The following is a 15,448-nucleotide window of genomic DNA, read 5'->3' as shown; positions in this document are numbered from 1 at the left end:
CACGCCTGAGGGCGGCACCCCCGACCGGGAGTGCCGCCCTCAGCGTCGTAGCGAGGCGCTTTACGGCTCGAACACCCTTCCCGGCGCACCCCTCGCACCGCTGCGCGGGCTTCGGGGTGCTGCGCCGGACTCCGTCCGTCGGCTCCAGCCGGGCTGGTCTACGGCTCGAACTTGTAGCCGAGGCCGCGGACCGTCACCAGGTAGCGCGGTGCACCCGGGTCCGGCTCGATCTTGGCGCGCAGGCGCTTGACGTGGACGTCGAGGGTTTTCGTGTCGCCCACGTAGTCGGCGCCCCAGACCCGGTCGATGAGCTGCATGCGGGTGAGGACGCGGCCCGCGTTACGCAGGAGCATCTCCAGGAGGTCGAACTCCTTCAGGGGGAGGTCGACCTTGGAGCCGGAGACCGTGACGACGTGGCGGTCCACGTCCATGCGGACCGGGCCCGCTTCGAGGGCGGCCGGGGTGACCTCCTCCGGTTCGCCCCGGCGGCGCAGGACCGCGCGGATGCGGGCGACGAGCTCGCGGGAGGAGAAGGGCTTGGTGACGTAGTCGTCGGCCCCTATTTCGAGGCCGACGACCTTGTCGATCTCGCTGTCCTTGGCGGTGACCATGATCACCGGGACGTTGGAGCGGCCGCGCAGCTGGCGGCAGACCTCCGTGCCGGGCAGGCCCGGCAGCATCAGGTCGAGCAGGACGAGGTCGGCGCCGTTGCGCTCGAACTCGTCGAGACCGTCGGGGCCCGTGGCCGCCACGGCGACCTCGAAGCCCTCTTTGCGAAGCATGTACGACAGGGCGTCCGAGAAGGACTCTTCGTCCTCGACGACGAGCACACGGGTCACGGAAGGACCTCCGGGGCGGGAAGCGGTTCGTAAGGTGATGCAGAGGGTGCGGCCCTGTCCTCGTCGGCCTCGTCGCCGTCCAGGTCGGGGTGCTGGTGCGCCCGGTCACGGGCCGAGCCCGCCTCCGGCAGTCGCAGGGTGAACGTGGAGCCCTGTCCCTCGGAGCTCCACACCGTGACCTCCCCGCCGTGCGAGGCGGCCACGTGCTTGACGATCGCCAGGCCCAGGCCCGTACCCCCGGTCTGGCGGGAGCGGGCCGGGTCGACGCGGTAGAAGCGCTCGAAGACGCGCTCCTTGTCCTTCTCGGAGATGCCGATGCCCTGGTCGGTGACGGCTATCTCGATCAGGTCGCCCCCGGGCGCGGTCACCCGGCGGGCTGCTATCCCCACGCGGGTGCGGGCGGGGGAGTAGTTGACGGCGTTCTCGACGAGGTTGCCGAGCGCCGCGGCGAGCTGGCCGCGGTTCCCCCATACGTGGAGGTCGGCGGTGCCGCCCGCGGCCATCGTGATCTGTTTCGTGCCCGCCTGGTGGCGGCAGCGGTCGACGGCCTCGGCGACGAGTTCGTCGACCCGGACCGGCTCGGAGTCCTCCAGCGGGTCGTCGTTCTGCACCCGGGAGAGGTCGATGAGCTCCTGCACGAGGTTGGTCAGGCGGGTCGCCTCGATCTGCATGCGGCCCGCGAAGCGGGTGACCGCCTCCGGGTCGTCCGAGGCGTCCATGACGGCCTCGGAGAGCAGGGAGAGCGCGCCCACCGGGGTCTTCAGCTCATGGCTGACGTTCGCCACGAAGTCCCGGCGCACCGCCTCGATCCTGCGGGCCTCGGTGAGGTCCTCGACCAGGAGCAGCACCAGCCGGGAGCCGAGCGGGGCGACCCGGGCGGAGACCGCGAGGGCCTCGCCCCGGCCGGTCCCGCGCCGCGGGAGGTCCAGCTCGACCTGGCGTATCTCGCCGTCGCGGCGGGTGTCGCGGGCCATCAGGAGCATCGGCTCCACGGCCAGCTTCCCGCCCCGGACCAGACCCAGCGCGTACGCCGCGGAACTCGCCTTCACGACCGCGTCCGCCTCGTCCAGCACGACGGCCGATGAGCGCAGGACCGACAGGACCGTGTCGACACCCGGGGGGAGGACCGGGTCCGTGTGCAGGGAGGTGCGGGTGGGGCGCTTCTGGTCGCGCTCGCTCCAGCGGAACGCCAGCATGGCGATGACGCCGGTGAGTACCCCGGCGATCGCTGCCGCTGCGGCGACCGCCGCGTTCACGTCCATGTCTCCAGGTTAGGCACGGGGTGCGACATCGCCACAGCCGTCGAGGGGTGACCTTCGAGACTCGTCGCCCAGAGTTCACCTTGGCGCTGGTAGTGGTTCATTTGGGATGCCGGAAACCGACGCGTGCGGGGCCGAACGTGGGACCGTAGGGGCCGGAAACCGCTGTAGGAGAGGGAACGCAGATGCGTGACGCGTACCACGAGGAACTTGATTCGATCGGCGACGGTCTGGTGGAGATGGCCCGGCTGGTCGGCTCGGCCATCGGGCGCGCGACCACCGCGATCCTCGATGCCGACCTGAACCTCGCCGAGAACGTCATCGAGGGCGACAAGAAGGTCGACGAGCTGCACCACGACCTGGAGGCGAAGGCGATAGCGCTGCTCGCCCGCCAGCAGCCCGTCGCCACCGACCTGCGGATCGTCGTGACGTCCCTGCGGATGTCCGCCGACCTGGAGCGCTCCGGCGACCTCGCCCAGCACGTCGCCAAGCTCGCCCGGCTGCGCTTCCCCGAGCGGGCCGTGCCGCGCGACCTGCACGCGACCGTCCTGGAGATGGGCCAGCTCGCCCAGCGCCTGATGGCCAAGTCCGCCGAGTGCATCATCACCAAGGACGTCGACCTCGCGCTCCAGCTGGAGGCGGACGACGACGCGATGGACCTGCTGCACCGCACGCTGTTCCAGCACCTGATCGACGACCGCTGGAAGCACGGCATCGAGACCGCCGTCGACGTCACCCTGCTGGGCCGCTACTACGAGCGGTTCGCCGACCACGCGGTCGCCGTCGCCAAGCGCGTCGTCTTCCTCGTCACCGGCGAGCACGCGGACGAGATCCAGCAGGACCTGCCGCCGGAGATCCAGGGATAGGGCCAGGGCCGAAAGCTTCCGTGCGCCGCTGATGCGCCCTTCACGCCGGGTCGCGGTTCGGTTGCCATGGGTGTATCTGCGTCGAGGAGGGACCCATGGCCGAATCCCCCAGCACGTCGCCCGACCCCACCCGGGAAACGCCGACCGAACAGCCCGCCCAGGTCAGGAACCTGTTGCTGATAGGTGCCTGTGGATGCGGGTCGGGGTGTGGGTGCGGGTGCCAGTCGGGCGCCCCGTGTCAGTGCGGTTGAACGGTTGAGGGGTCCGGTGCGAACCGGACCCCTCGGTCGTCTCAGTGGACCAGGAACGCCACCCCGGCGAACGTGGCCACGAACGAGACCAGGAACAGGAACACCTGGGGCGTGGTCGCGTTCTGCATCGGCTCGCCCGCGTCGCGCAGCCGGAACTGGCGCCTGAACCACGGGTGGTAGACCGCCCGCAGGATCGTCAGGCTCAGGCTGATCAGGGTGTAGAAGAACAGCGCCTGCCGGCCGTCGAGGCTGCCGAACCGCGCCTGCGCCCACAGGAACAGCGCCATGGCGCCGGGTACGGCGACGACGATGATCCGGTGGGCCGGCTTGCGCGGGTCGGCCAGGCTCAGGCACGCGAGCCCGAGGGCCGCGCCCGAGACGAGGGCGAGGACCCACCAGCCGGTCGTGGACATGCCTTGCGTCAGCATGGGGTGATCCTCAACATGGGGTGATCCTCGCCCTCTCGTACCGGGATTACCAGGTCAGCAGACCGACGACCGTGGTCGTGACGTCACCGGCCACGCTGACGATCTTGCCGCCGACGGTGTCGGCGAGCTTCACGGCGTCGTCCGCGTAGTTGAGGCCGACCCGGGACAGCGCGCCGCCCACGCCGAGGGTGACCAGACCGAGGCCGAACAGGCCGAACGCGGACTGGAACTGCTTGCTCTGCCAGTTCCAGTCGTTGCCCGCGAGCGCGAGGAACGCGCTGACGCCCTGCACGACCACCGAGGCGATGCCGACGCCGATGGCGATCGGGGCCAGCGGCGGGAAGAACAGCGAGGCGACGCCCAGGGCGACCGCGCCGCCGCCGAGGATCGTCGAGTAGTGGCCGACGACGGTCGACCACTCGCTCGCGCTGCCGACGTTCTCCGGCCAGATCCCCCAGTCGACGTACCAGGGCTTGTCGCTGTCGGCGGTCTGCGAGGGGTTGGAGCCGTCGGCCTCGTGGCCGCGGGCCTTGTCGGCCGCGTCCATCGCGCGCTGCTTGGCCTCGGCGGCGACCTTCGCGGTGTAGATCCGCTGCGCGTCGGACGCGGCGGCGGCAGCGGCGGCGGCGTCCTTGCCGGCCTGGACGGCGGAGGCGCGGGCCGAGGTCGCGGACGCCTGCGCGGAGGCGGCCGAGGCGACGGCCTGGGAGGCGGAGGCGGCGGCGCGGCGCGCGGAGTAGTTCGCCGTGCGGGCGGCCGTACGGGCCACGGCCGCCGCCTGCTGGGCGGTGGCCGCGGACTTCGCGGCGTCGGCGGCCGACTTGTCCGCCGCGTCCGCGTTGGCCTTGGCCTCGGCGGCCGAGTTCTTCGCGTCGGCGGCGTACCCGTCGGCCTTGTTCTTCCACGCGGTCGCCTCGGCGGCGGCCTGGCGGGCCTCGGCGGCGGCCTGGGAGGCGCGGGCGGCGTCCTCCTGGGCCTTCGCGGCGACCTTCGCGGCGTGCGCGATGGCCGCGCGGATCGCCGAGATGTGCGCGACGGCGTCCTGGTCGAGGCGGGTCACGTCGTACTGGTCGTGGGCGACGAAGTTCCGCCGCATCCGGGCGGGGCCCTCCAGGACGATCTGCGCGGCGGACTTCATGTACTGGCCGCCGTTGTTGAGCAGCCGGAAGATCTCGGCCCGGTCGTCCTCCTTGATCGCCTCGGCGTGCTCGATCTGGAGGAAGCGGTGCAGGGCGACCGCGCCGCCGTCGTCCAGCGCGGCCTGGGCCTTCGCCTTGACGGCGTCCCCCGGGTTCGCGGCGAGGACGTTGAAGACCAGCACCCGGTTGTCGGTCTTGGCCGCCTCGACGGCGCCGGTCGTCAGGAAGGTGCGTACGGCGTCGGCGGCGGGGGAGGCGAGGGTGTCGGCCGCCGCCTGGGCGACGGAGATCCGGGAGATCTCGGCGACGGTGACGACGGTCTCGCGGTCGTCCTGGCCCTCGGCGAGGGCGCGGTCGGCGGAGAGCCAGTTCAGGACGTCGTACTCGGTGCCCGACAGGGCGTACTCGGCGGCCTGGCGGGTCCAGGAGCCGGGGTTGTCCAGCAGGAGCAGGGCGGCGCGGCGGCCCTTGTCGACGGCCGTGGCGGTGTCACCGGCGGCGACGGCGGCCTCGGCGGCGGTGACCAGGTCCTTGATGTCGGACGAGGTGCGGTCGGCCTGGGTGCGCTCGCGGTTCGCCTTGGCGAGGTCGGCGGTCTCCTCCTGGGCGGCGAGGCGGGCGAGTTCGACGCCGATCGCGGTGTCGGCCTCGATGCGCGCGGTCTCGGCTGCGCGGGCGGCCTTCTCGACCTCCTGCGCCTCCTTGACCGCGTTGGTGGCGGTGTTGGCGGCCTCGACGGCGGCGTTCGCGTACTCCGTGGAGCGCTTGGCGTACTCGACGGCCTCACCGGCGTGAGCTGCGGCCTCGTCCGCCGCTGCCGCCGCCTTCTCGGCGTGCGCGGCGGCGGAGTTGGCGGCGTCGCGGGCCACGGCGGCAGCGGCTGCGGCCCGGCCCGCGAGGGTGGAGGCGGTGTTGGCGGCGGCGGTGGCGCGCGCGGCGGCGGCGTTCGCCTCGGCGGCGGCCGCGCGGGCGCGGGCGGCCTGCGCCTGCGCGACGCCGGACGACGCCGCGGCAGCGGCTGCCGCGTTGGCCGCGGCGGCGGCGTTGTTCGCGGCCGACTTCGCGGCGGCGCCCGCCGTGTCGCAGGCGGCGGCAGCGGCGCGTGCCTGGTCGGCGGCCTTCGCGGCCGTCCGCGCCTTGCTCGCCGCGTTGCGGGCGCCCTCGGCGGCCGAGCGCGCGGCCGACGCCTTCGAGGCGTCCTTCGACGCGGCGATCGCCGCCCCGTACGCCTTGGACGCGGCGCTGCCCGCTGCGGCGGCGGCCGAGGCGGCGGCCTGCGCGGCCATCGTGGCCCGGCTGGAGGCGGCCTGCGCGACCCGGGACGCCGAGATGGCGGTGGTCGCGGCGGCGGCCGCGCCCTTCGCGGCGGACGCGGCGGCGTTGGCGGCCCGCGCGGACTTCGCGACGTCGTCCTTCGCGGCGGCGGCCTCGTCGGCGGCCTTCAGCGCGGCGGCCTTCGCCTTCTCGGCCGCGTCCTTCGCCTTGTCGGACGCGGCGACCGCCTGCTCGGTCTGCAACTGGGCCCGCTTGCCCTCGCGTTCGACGATCGCGACGAGCTGGTCGATCGTCGCCGCCTCCTCGTCGCGGGCGCGCGCGATGTACTGGCCGGAGACCAGGAACTGGCGGATCGCCGCCGGGGAGCCGTCGTCCAGGGCGCGCTGCGCGTAGGTGGCGACCTGCGGGGACGCGCCGGCGAGGAGCTTGAAGACGGCCGACCGCTCGTCCTCGGCCTGCGCCGTGAACTGACCCTCGTTCAGGAAGGTGTGCAGCGCCTTGTCGTTGGCCGCGTCGATGGCCTTCGTACCGGCCCGCTGCACGGCCGTGCCGCTGTTGTTCATGACGGTGAGCACCGAGGCGCGCAGGTCCGAGCTGACGGCCGCGGTGTAACCGCCGTCCAGGAAGGCCGAGACCGCGTCATCCCCCGCCGACAACGCCGTGTTGACCAAGTTCTGGACCGACCGGCCCGCGTACGGGAGACCCGCCAGCACGCCCATGCGGTTGTCCTCCGCCCGGCGGGCGGGGAGGTCGGTGGTGAGGAACGCCGTGACCGCGGCCGGGGTGCCGAGCAGCGCCGTCGTGGCGGCCTCGCGGACACTGCGCCCGCCGGTCTTGTACGCCCACACGGCCCGGCCGCGCTCGGTGTCCGGGAGCCCGCTCTCGGCGGGGTCCTCGGCCGCCGCCGCGGGGGTCGCGGTGAGCGTGAGGATCGAGGGCAGCGCCGGTACGGCGGCCACGCCGGCGACGGCGGTGAGAATCCGGCGTCTGCTCCACAAAGAAGAGGAGGGAGGCAAAAGGAATCATCCTTCCGGTGTTTTTTAGTTTTCCGGGCACAGGTAAAGCACGCCCCATCGCCGGAAGTCAATGCCGGATTCGGATATCGGACACGTATTGCCCCTTGTTTGCCGAACTTGCACAAACGGACCTTCACATTTCTTTGAGCGTGCCGTACGTCACACCCGCCGCTCTGGACAGGTCTCACGCGGCGGGTCTTGGATGACATCCGCTGTGCGTGTGAGTTCTTGCGGGGAGGACTCTGTCACCGGTCATGTCCTCCTCCGGAATCTGCGTGCACCCGGAAACCAAACATGAGGACATTAATGAAGTTGCAAAGAACCAGCTGGCGCATCGTGGGCGCCGCCATGGCGGCGGGGGCTGTGGCGTGGCTCGCGATCGGCGCGTCGGAGTCGACCGCCGGAACCGGATCTGTGGCGTCCGTCGCGGACGAATCGCCCGGGTACGCGGTCGAGAAGTACGCCTATCCGCAGGCGGACAAGATCCTCGCGGAGAAGAACATCGTCCTGAAGCGCGGCGACGGCCACATCACCCTCGCCGACTGCGTCACCGACACCGGCCAGCTGGAGGTCTGGGCCCACGACAAGGCGGACAAGATCTGCTTCGACGTCAAGGGCACGTCCGGCTGGCTGACGCTGGAGATCCCCGCCGTGTACGGGATCCGCGGCAACGACTACGAGACCCAGGTCGACATGACCGTCGGCACGGAGGAGAAGTCCTTCGACGTCGCGAAGAACACCTGGACGGCGGTCGGGGCGAGCGCCGACGAACAGGGCCGGGACCACATGCTCGTGGAGATCAGGAGCACGAAGTGAGCACCTTCGCCCGCTGACCGCTCCCCGCTGCTCCTGATCTGAGGAAAACCCACGCCATGACACGACCCAGACCCCTCCCCCTGCGCCTGTCCGCGCTCGCGGCGGCCCTCGTCGCCGGCCCCGTCGCGGTGTGCGCGGCGGCTCCCGCGTCCGCCGTCACCGGCACCCCCGCGACCGGCACCACCTACGCCTACACCGCCCAGCTCGTCGTCGGCGACTACGCCCGCGGCTGCTCCGGCGTCCTCGTCGACACCGAGTGGCTGCTCACCGCCGCCAGTTGCTTCGCCGCCGACCCGGCGTCCTCCCTGACCGTCCCCGCCGGCAAGCCCGCGCAGAAGACGGTCGCCACCATCGGCCGCACCGACCTCTCCGGCACCGACGGCGCCGTGCGCGAGGTCGTCGAGATCGTGCCGCGCACGGACCGGGACGTCGTCCTGGCCCGGCTGAACAAGCCCGTCGCCGGGGTGACACCGGCCGTCGTCTCGGCGACCGCGCCCGCCGCCGGTGAGCAGCTCACCTTCGCCGGGTACGGGCGGACCAAGACCGAGTGGGTGCCGCTGAAGCTGCACACCGGGGCGCTGACGGTCGACGCCGCCTCGGCCGGCAGCGCCACGGTCACCGGTGTCTCCGGTGCCGCCGCCTGCCAGGGCGACACCGGCGGGCCCGTCGTCCGGGGCGGCCAGCTCGTCGGGCTCAACAGCCGCTCCTTCCAGGGCGGTTGCTACGGCATCGACGCCGCCGAGACCCGTACCGGGGGTGTCGTCGCGCGCGTCGACGACATCGCCGCCTGGGTGACCTCGACCGTCGGCGCCCCGCGCGTCACCGACTTCAACTGCGACGGCGTCGAGGACATCGCGATCGCCGACCCCACCGCCACCATCGGCGGCGACGCGGGCGCCGGCTCCGTACGGATCGTGTACGGCGGCGGCAAGGGCAACGCCGAGATCCACCAGGACCTCGACTGGGTCAACGGCGGGGCCGAGGCGGGCGACAACTTCGGGGAAGCCATCGCCACCGTCGACTACAACGCCGACGGGTGCACCGACCTCGTCGTCGGCACGCCCGGGGAAGCCCTCGGGGACGCCTCCGACGCGGGCATGACCGACCTCCTCTACGGCGCCCCCGGCGGGCTCGGCACCGGCGCCCTCAAGGACTCCAACTACCAGCAGGGCGCGGGCACCGGGTCCATCGCCGCGTCCGGGCCCGAGGCCGGGGACCGGATGGGGGCGGCCGTCGCCGCGGCCGTCACCAACGCCGGTGAGCCGTACATCGTCATCGGTGTGCCCGGTGAGGCGCTCGCCGGGGCCGCCAAGGCCGGTGAGGTGTTCTACCTCCAGGGCTCCACCAACGTCTCCGTCCACCAGGACAGCCTCGGCGTGCCGGGTGCCATCGAGGCGAACGACGCCTTCGGTACGACCATCGCCGCCGGCTCCAACCACTTCGCCGTCGCCGCGCCGAACGAGACCATCGGCACCGACGCGAACGCCGGCAACCTCGCCGTCTTCAACCCCAACGTCCTCAACGCCGAGAAGCGGCCCACCCCGCTCTTCGGGCTCGACCAGGACCTCGACACGGTCGGGGGCGGCGCCGAGCCGGGTGACCTCTTCGGGAAGTCCCTCGCGATCGTGTCGTACCGGCCGTCCGGCGCGGCCTCGGCCACCGACTCCATCCTCGCCGTCGGCTCACCCGGCGAGGACCTCGACGTCAACGGCACGTCCAGCGTCGACACGGGCGGGGTGCTGACCTTCCGGATCACCCCGGCGGGCACCTACACCCAGCTCAACGGCTACTCCTCCGGCACCGGCGACGACGACGTCTCCGGCACCTCCGAGTCCGGCGACCTCTTCGGCTCGACGCTGGCCGCCGTGAACACGGCCCCGCGCGCGGTGAGCACGGCGGCGACCCTGAAGCTGGCGGTCGGCGTCCCGGGCGAGGCGATCGGTACGACCGCCAAGGCGGGCGCCGTCCAGACGTTCTCGCTGCTCGGCACCCCGGGCGCGAACGACCGCTGGCTGGAGGTGGGCGACGGCGACGGCATCCCCGGCACCCCCGGCGCCAACCAGCAGCTCGGCTCCAGCCTCTGGTACACGGGCACGAACCTGTACGTCGGCCTCCCCTACGGCCCGTCCACCTACGGCACCCTCTACTCCCTCCCCCTCTCCAACGTCACCGCGGGCGGCACGGTCGCCCCGGCGACGGTCTACCAGCCGGGCGCGGGCGGCCTGGCGGCGACGGGGGACCGCTTCGGGCAGTCGGCGCGATGAAGTAGCCGCTGCTGCAAGGCAGTTCATTACGGCGCCCCCGCCCGGCTTCGGCTGGGCGGGGGCGTTCAGCAGTCGTACCGATACGCGTACGGCCACCCGGGGCACTCCCTGCACACGAACAGGTACACCCCGCCGCAGTCCCCCATGTCCATGTCCAGGTCACCGTCCCCGGTGACGCTCAGCAGATGGTCCATCCGGTGCCCGCGCTCACAACTCGGCCACCGCGCGGGCTGGTTCCACGCGGGATAGCCGCCGACCTTGGTCTGGAGGGCGCAGGCGACGTCGGTGTAGTACACGCCGAACTGCTTCTCGACCTCCTCGATACGGGGGTACACGACTGGCTTGGCGTCCTTGGGCATGTCGTAATTCGGGTACTCCACCACGGGAGTCGGGGTCACGGTGCAGGGCTCGGGCGTGAACTCCTCGTCGTACTCCCCCTTTTGAGGCGCCGGAGCATCGAGCAGCAGCTCGCCCGCGAGGATCTCCGCCGAGTTCCGCCAGTACAGGCGGGGCAGCACGGCGGATTCCGGGTCGTCGGCGTGGAACAGCGTGCACCAGACGAGTTGCAGGACATCCGCGCCGTCCGGGAACGCCAGCTCGGGTACGTCGGAGGCGAACAGCTGGAGCACGGGGACCATCGGCACCGCTTCGAAGGGATTGCGTTCGTCGTCCGGCGGGATGCCGTGGCCCCGCTCCGCGCAGTACGGCCACGGCTCCCCGGCAGGCCACAGCAGCGGACCCCCGGCGGAACTCTCCCGTACGCCCGGTTCCCCGGCCGTCGGCAGCAGTACGGTCGTGCGCAGCGCGAGCGGCGCGAGGTCGGGGATCAGTTCGGCTATGTCCATGGGGCGACGGTAAGCGCCGCCACTGACAGGCCCTTACGCCCCCTGCCGGCCCGCGAGGACCGTCAGGAAGACCTCTGTCGTGGGGCGGATGTTCTGCGCGTCCATCTGGAGGGTGACCTCGACGGTCTGCTGGGTGCCCTCGGGGGAGGGGTGGGGGGTGAGGATGTCGACGCCGGGGGCCGTGATGGGTGGGAGGCCGCCGCAGACGCCGGGGGAGTCGGCGCCGGGGCCCACGTCTCCGACGGGGTACGAGTCGCGGAGGGTGTCGATGTCCGGGGCGGGGACGAGGTGGTTGGCCAGGAGCCAGGTGCGCATGACGGGGCCGGTGCTGCGGAAGCCGACGACCAGTTTCGCCGAGCCGGTGGGGGCGGAGGCGTGGGCGAGGTAGTGGACGTCGTGGGCGTCGCGGGGCAACGGCAGCCCGGTCAGGGCGAGTTCGTCGGCGAGGCGCAGGTCCGTGCCGGGGCAGGCGCGGGCGTCGTCGAAGGGGTGGCCGGGCCGGGTGAGGACGTACCAGGCGCCCCCGGCGATCAGACCGGCGACGGCGAGGGCCGCCCCGGCCGAGAGAAGCTTCCGCACGATGGTGTTCCCCCTTTCCGAACCGCACGGAATATAGCCGCCGTTCCTGTCCGTCACGGCATACGGTCGACCCAGTCGCGGCAAAGAAAGGGCCACATGGACACCGCCAAGCACCAACGCGCCCAGGATTTCGTCGAGTCGCACCGCAAGGACGGCTGCTTCCTCCTCCCCAACGCCTGGGACATCGGCAGCGCCCGCCTCCTGGAGTCCGCCGGGTTCCCGGCGGTCGCCACGACCAGCGCGGGCATCGCGTTCTCGCTGGGCAGGCCGGACCACGGCTACGGCGAGGGCCGACTCGACCGTACGACGATGCTGGCCCGGGTCGCGGAGATGGCCGCCGGGGTCGGCGTACCGCTGAGCGCGGACCTGGAGGACGGGTACGGCGCGGAGCCCGAACGCGTCGCGGAGACCGTCGAGTTGACGATCGCGGCGGGCGCGGCGGGCGGCAACATCGAGGATTTCACGGGGGATCGGGCAACTCCCCTGTACGACCTGGGACTCGGGGTCGACCGGATCCGCGCCGCCCGCGAGGTGATCGACGCGGGCGCCACCCCCTTCGCGCTGGTCGGCCGCACCGACGTCCTGCTCACCGGCGGCACCCTCGACGAGGCGGTCCGCCGGGCCAACGCCTACCTCGCGGCGGGCGCCGACTGCGCGTTCGTACCGGGCGCGGCGGACGCGGAGACGATCGGCGCGCTGGTCCGGGGCATCGACGGGCCGCTGAACGTCGTGATGGGCCTGACGGGCGGCACGCTGTCGATGGCGGACCTGCGGGAGCTGGGGGTGCGGCGGGTGACCGTCGGGGGCAGCATCGTACGGACGATGTACCGCCAACTCCTCGACGCGACGCGGGAGTTGGCCGAGCGCGGCACCTTCACCTACGCCTCGGCGCAACTCCCGCAGGACGAGATCAACGCCCTCTACGAAAGGGGTTGAGCCGCCTCGCGCTCCACCGGTGTCTCAACCGCCTTGTCCTCGGCGGGCATTCGGCGCAGCAGCCCCCAATAGCCCGCCCCCGCGACCGTACCGATCACCGCGCACATCCCCCACAGCCAGTCCGCGCCGAGCCGGTCGATGACGAGGCCGGACATGAGGGGGGCGACGAGGGCGGCGGCGGACCAGGAGAGGGTGTACATGCCCTGGTAGCGGCCACGGCCGTGCGAGGGGGAGAAGCGGACGACGAGGCCGGTCTGCGTAGGGGCGTTGACGATCTCCGCGAGGGTCCACACGCAGACCGTGAGGGCGAAGACACCGACCGAGCCGGCGAACGCGGTGAGGCCGAAGCCGTACCCGGCGAGGGCGGAGGAGATGATCAACAGCCGTACGGGGTCGCGGTGTTCGATGAAACGGGTCACCGGGATCTGGAGGACGACGATCAGGACACCGTTCACCGCGATGGCGATGCCGTAGTCGGCCGGCGAGAACCCGGCCTCGCCCATCGCCACCGGCAGCCCCACGGAGCCCTGTTGGAAGATCAGGGCGACGAGGAAGGACAGGCCGACGAGCGACATGAAACGCCGGTCGCGGACGACGGTCGCGAGGGAGACGTTCTCATCTTCCGCCGCCACCTTGGGAGTTGGCCGCGATTCCGGCAGCTTGAGGAAGACGAGGATCGCGCACACGAACGTCATGCCCGCCTCGATCAGGAACCCGGCGAGGTAACTGACCTCCGCGATCAGGCCCGCGCCCATCGAGGAGACCGCGAAACCGAGGTTGATCGCCCAGTAGTTGAGAGAAAACGCCCTCACACGGTCCTCGGGGCGCACGATGTCCGCCATCATCGCCTGCACCGCCGGCCGCGACGCGTTGCTCGCCGCGCCGACCAGGAACGCGACCCCGGCGATCGCGACCGGGTCGGTCACGAAGCCGAGCAGCGCCACCGAGAACGCCGTCGAGAGCTGCGCGATCAGCAGCGTGGGCCGGCGTCCGAGGCGGTCCGCCATCACGCCGCCCGCGAGGGAGGAGACGACGCCGCCGAGCCCGTGCAGCGACGCGACCAGGCCGGCGTACGACGCGGAGTAGCCGCGGTCGAGGGTCAGGTACAGGGCCATGAACGTCGCGACGAACGCGCCGAGGCGGTTGACCAGCGTGCTCGTCCACAGCCACCAGAACTCGCGGGGGAGGCCCGAGACGCTCTCGCGGGTGGCGCGTCTGAGGGACGCGATGGACATGGGGACCCCCGGGTGTAAGTGGTGCTGGCGGTGTTCGTACGTTACGAGAGGGGGTGTTCCGGGAGCCAGTCGATTAACAGATCCCGTCAATGCACCGTGCGGGGCCGTGGCCCAAACCCTTCGATTACGCTCATGTCCATGGCCGACGCACCGTACAAGCTGATCCTCCTCCGCCACGGCGAGAGCGAATGGAACGCGAAGAACCTGTTCACCGGCTGGGTGGACGTCAACCTCAACGAGAAGGGCGAGAAGGAGGCGGTCCGCGGCGGTGAACTCCTGACGGCCGCGGGTCTCCTGCCCGACGTGGTCCACACGTCCCTCCAGAAGCGCGCCATCCGCACCGCGCAGCTCGCCCTCGAATCCGCCGACCGCCACTGGATCCCCGTCCACCGCAGCTGGCGCCTCAACGAGCGCCACTACGGCGCGCTCCAGGGCAAGGACAAGGCGCAGACCCTCGCAGAGTTCGGCGAGGAGCAGTTCATGCTGTGGCGCCGGTCCTACGACACCCCGCCGCCGCCCCTTGAGGACGGCACGGAGTTCTCCCAGTCCGCGGACCCGCGGTACGCCGCCATCCCGCCGGAGCTCCGCCCCCGCACGGAGTGCCTGAAGGACGTCGTCGTCCGCATGCTCCCCTACTGGTACGACGGCATCGTCCCCGACCTCCTCGCGGGCCGCACGGTCCTGGTCGCCGCCCACGGCAACTCCCTGCGCGCCCTCGTCAAGCACCTCGACGGCGTCTCGGACGAGGCCATCGCCGGCCTCAACATCCCCACCGGGATCCCGCTGGCGTACGAACTGGACGCGGACTTCAAGCCCCTCACGCCGGGCGGCAAGTACCTCGACCCCGAGGCCGCTGCGGCTGCCATCGAGGCGGTCAAGAACCAGGGGAAGAAGAAGTAGGTCGCGTGATCACGCCCCCGACCTGCGCATACGGCGCGGGACGGGGGCGTTTTCGTCGTGCCGTCGTAGGTTCGCCGCCCGAAAGGCGGCCTCCACGCCGTCTCGGTACAGTCCGTCGCAGGGGATCACCTCTCGGGGCGGACTCTGGAGGCCGGGATGCTCAGCAGACTGCAGCGGCGCAAGGCGGGGCAGCTCTTCGAGCGGTTCGACCGGGACGGCAGCGGGGCGCTCACCTACGGGGACTTCTACGACGTCGCGCGGGAGACCGTCCGGCGTACGTATCCGGACCCCGGGGAACTGGAACGGCACCTGCGCACCGTGGACGCCGACCTGAAGCCGTGGTGGGACTTCATCACCCGCCTGGACCGCAACGCCGACGGCGAGGTCTCCCTGGACGAGTGGCTGCGTGGCTACGAGGACTTCGTCATGAAGGACGTCGCCGGGTTCGGCAGCGTTCTGCTCAAGATCTCCGGTACGTGGTTCGAGAACGCCGACGTCGACCATGACGGCCTGCTCACCTACGACGAGTACCTCTCCCTCTTCGCCGTTCCCGGAATCCAGACCCCTCAGGAGGCGCGGGCCGCGTTCACGCGCATGGATTCCCGGGGGACCGGTCAGGTGAGCAAGGCCCAGTACATCCTCACGGTGTACGACTTCTTCGTCGGCGACGACGCCGGTACTCCGGGCGCGGTGTTCATGGGGGACACGACGAAACCGGCCTGACCGGGTCCCGGGCGCGTCAACGGCGGGGGAATGCTCCGCCCTTCCGTGAAGTTGACCTTGCCTGCAGACACGCACCG

Annotated in this window: 13 protein-coding genes; 6 read left to right on the top strand and 7 right to left on the bottom strand. The window is 71.8% G+C overall.

Features of this window, described 5'->3' with window-relative positions:
- Positions 1–158: 158 nt before the first annotated feature.
- Positions 159–839 (bottom strand): response regulator transcription factor, encoded by a 681-nt coding sequence (locus ACLZOT_RS41695; RefSeq protein ID WP_010358452.1) that lies wholly within the window; start codon positions 837–839, stop codon positions 159–161.
- The gene (locus ACLZOT_RS41690) at positions 836–2,101 is read right to left on the bottom strand and encodes a sensor histidine kinase (RefSeq protein WP_416974430.1); all 1,266 of its coding nucleotides are present in this window, start codon (positions 2,099–2,101) and stop codon (positions 836–838) included. Before ACLZOT_RS41690 ends, ACLZOT_RS41695 begins: the two co-directional genes overlap by 4 nt.
- A 182-nt stretch (positions 2,102–2,283) precedes the next feature.
- Here ACLZOT_RS41690 and phoU point away from each other — a divergent pair, with 182 nt between their 5' ends.
- Positions 2,284–2,964: a phosphate signaling complex protein PhoU gene (gene phoU / locus ACLZOT_RS41685; protein WP_416974429.1), complete on the top strand. Its 681-nt coding sequence runs from the start codon at positions 2,284–2,286 to the stop codon at positions 2,962–2,964.
- 292 nt (positions 2,965–3,256) lie between these two features.
- On the opposite strand, the gene ACLZOT_RS41680 is transcribed toward phoU, so the two are convergent.
- Together ACLZOT_RS41680 and ACLZOT_RS41675 are read right to left on the bottom strand one after the other, a co-directional pair.
- Entirely contained in the window at positions 3,257–3,643 is a 387-nt protein-coding gene (locus ACLZOT_RS41680; RefSeq protein ID WP_416974428.1) for a hypothetical protein, read from the bottom strand.
- Between the two features lie 46 nt (positions 3,644–3,689).
- Positions 3,690–7,055 (bottom strand): ALF repeat-containing protein, encoded by a 3,366-nt coding sequence (locus tag ACLZOT_RS41675; protein ID WP_416974427.1) that lies wholly within the window; start codon positions 7,053–7,055, stop codon positions 3,690–3,692.
- A 324-nt stretch (positions 7,056–7,379) separates the two neighbouring features.
- Between ACLZOT_RS41675 and ACLZOT_RS41670 the strand changes: the two genes are divergently transcribed.
- The gene (locus ACLZOT_RS41670; protein WP_416974426.1) at positions 7,380–7,889 is read left to right on the top strand and encodes a hypothetical protein; all 510 of its coding nucleotides are present in this window, start codon (positions 7,380–7,382) and stop codon (positions 7,887–7,889) included.
- 56 nt (positions 7,890–7,945) lie between these two features.
- Positions 7,946–10,153 carry a trypsin-like serine protease gene (locus ACLZOT_RS41665; RefSeq protein WP_416974425.1) on the top strand — a complete coding sequence of 736 codons (2,208 nt, stop codon included), beginning with the start codon at positions 7,946–7,948 and terminating at the stop codon, positions 10,151–10,153.
- A gap of 65 nt (positions 10,154–10,218) precedes the next feature.
- Here the strand turns inward: ACLZOT_RS41665 and ACLZOT_RS41660 are convergent, their stop codons facing one another.
- Positions 10,219–10,998, bottom strand: coding sequence for a DUF1963 domain-containing protein (locus ACLZOT_RS41660; protein WP_416974424.1), 780 nt, complete (start codon positions 10,996–10,998; stop codon positions 10,219–10,221).
- Positions 10,999–11,031: 33 nt separating this feature from the next.
- Complete coding sequence (locus tag ACLZOT_RS41655; RefSeq protein ID WP_416974423.1) at positions 11,032–11,577, bottom strand: hypothetical protein; 546 nt, start codon at positions 11,575–11,577, stop codon at positions 11,032–11,034.
- A gap of 96 nt (positions 11,578–11,673) precedes the next feature.
- Here ACLZOT_RS41655 and ACLZOT_RS41650 point away from each other — a divergent pair, with 96 nt between their 5' ends.
- Positions 11,674–12,513 (top strand): isocitrate lyase/PEP mutase family protein, encoded by an 840-nt coding sequence (locus ACLZOT_RS41650; RefSeq protein ID WP_416974422.1) that lies wholly within the window; start codon positions 11,674–11,676, stop codon positions 12,511–12,513.
- On the opposite strand, the gene ACLZOT_RS41645 is transcribed toward ACLZOT_RS41650, so the two are convergent.
- Positions 12,498–13,748, bottom strand: coding sequence for an MDR family MFS transporter (locus tag ACLZOT_RS41645; RefSeq protein ID WP_416974421.1), 1,251 nt, complete (start codon positions 13,746–13,748; stop codon positions 12,498–12,500). The genes ACLZOT_RS41650 and ACLZOT_RS41645 overlap by 16 nt on opposite strands.
- A 138-nt stretch (positions 13,749–13,886) precedes the next feature.
- Here ACLZOT_RS41645 and ACLZOT_RS41640 point away from each other — a divergent pair, with 138 nt between their 5' ends.
- Both ACLZOT_RS41640 and ACLZOT_RS41635 read left to right on the top strand, forming a co-directional pair.
- The gene (locus ACLZOT_RS41640; protein ID WP_416974420.1) at positions 13,887–14,648 is read left to right on the top strand and encodes a phosphoglyceromutase; all 762 of its coding nucleotides are present in this window, start codon (positions 13,887–13,889) and stop codon (positions 14,646–14,648) included.
- A gap of 156 nt (positions 14,649–14,804) precedes the next feature.
- Positions 14,805–15,371 (top strand): EF-hand domain-containing protein, encoded by a 567-nt coding sequence (locus ACLZOT_RS41635; RefSeq protein WP_416974419.1) that lies wholly within the window; start codon positions 14,805–14,807, stop codon positions 15,369–15,371.
- Positions 15,372–15,448 lie beyond the last annotated feature (77 nt).

Source organism: Streptomyces sp. 4F14, assembly GCF_048159485.1.
GTDB lineage: Bacteria > Actinomycetota > Actinomycetes > Streptomycetales > Streptomycetaceae > Streptomyces.
The sequence above is the reverse complement of the archived record's forward strand: the minus strand, read 5'-3'. Positions and strand labels throughout refer to the sequence as shown.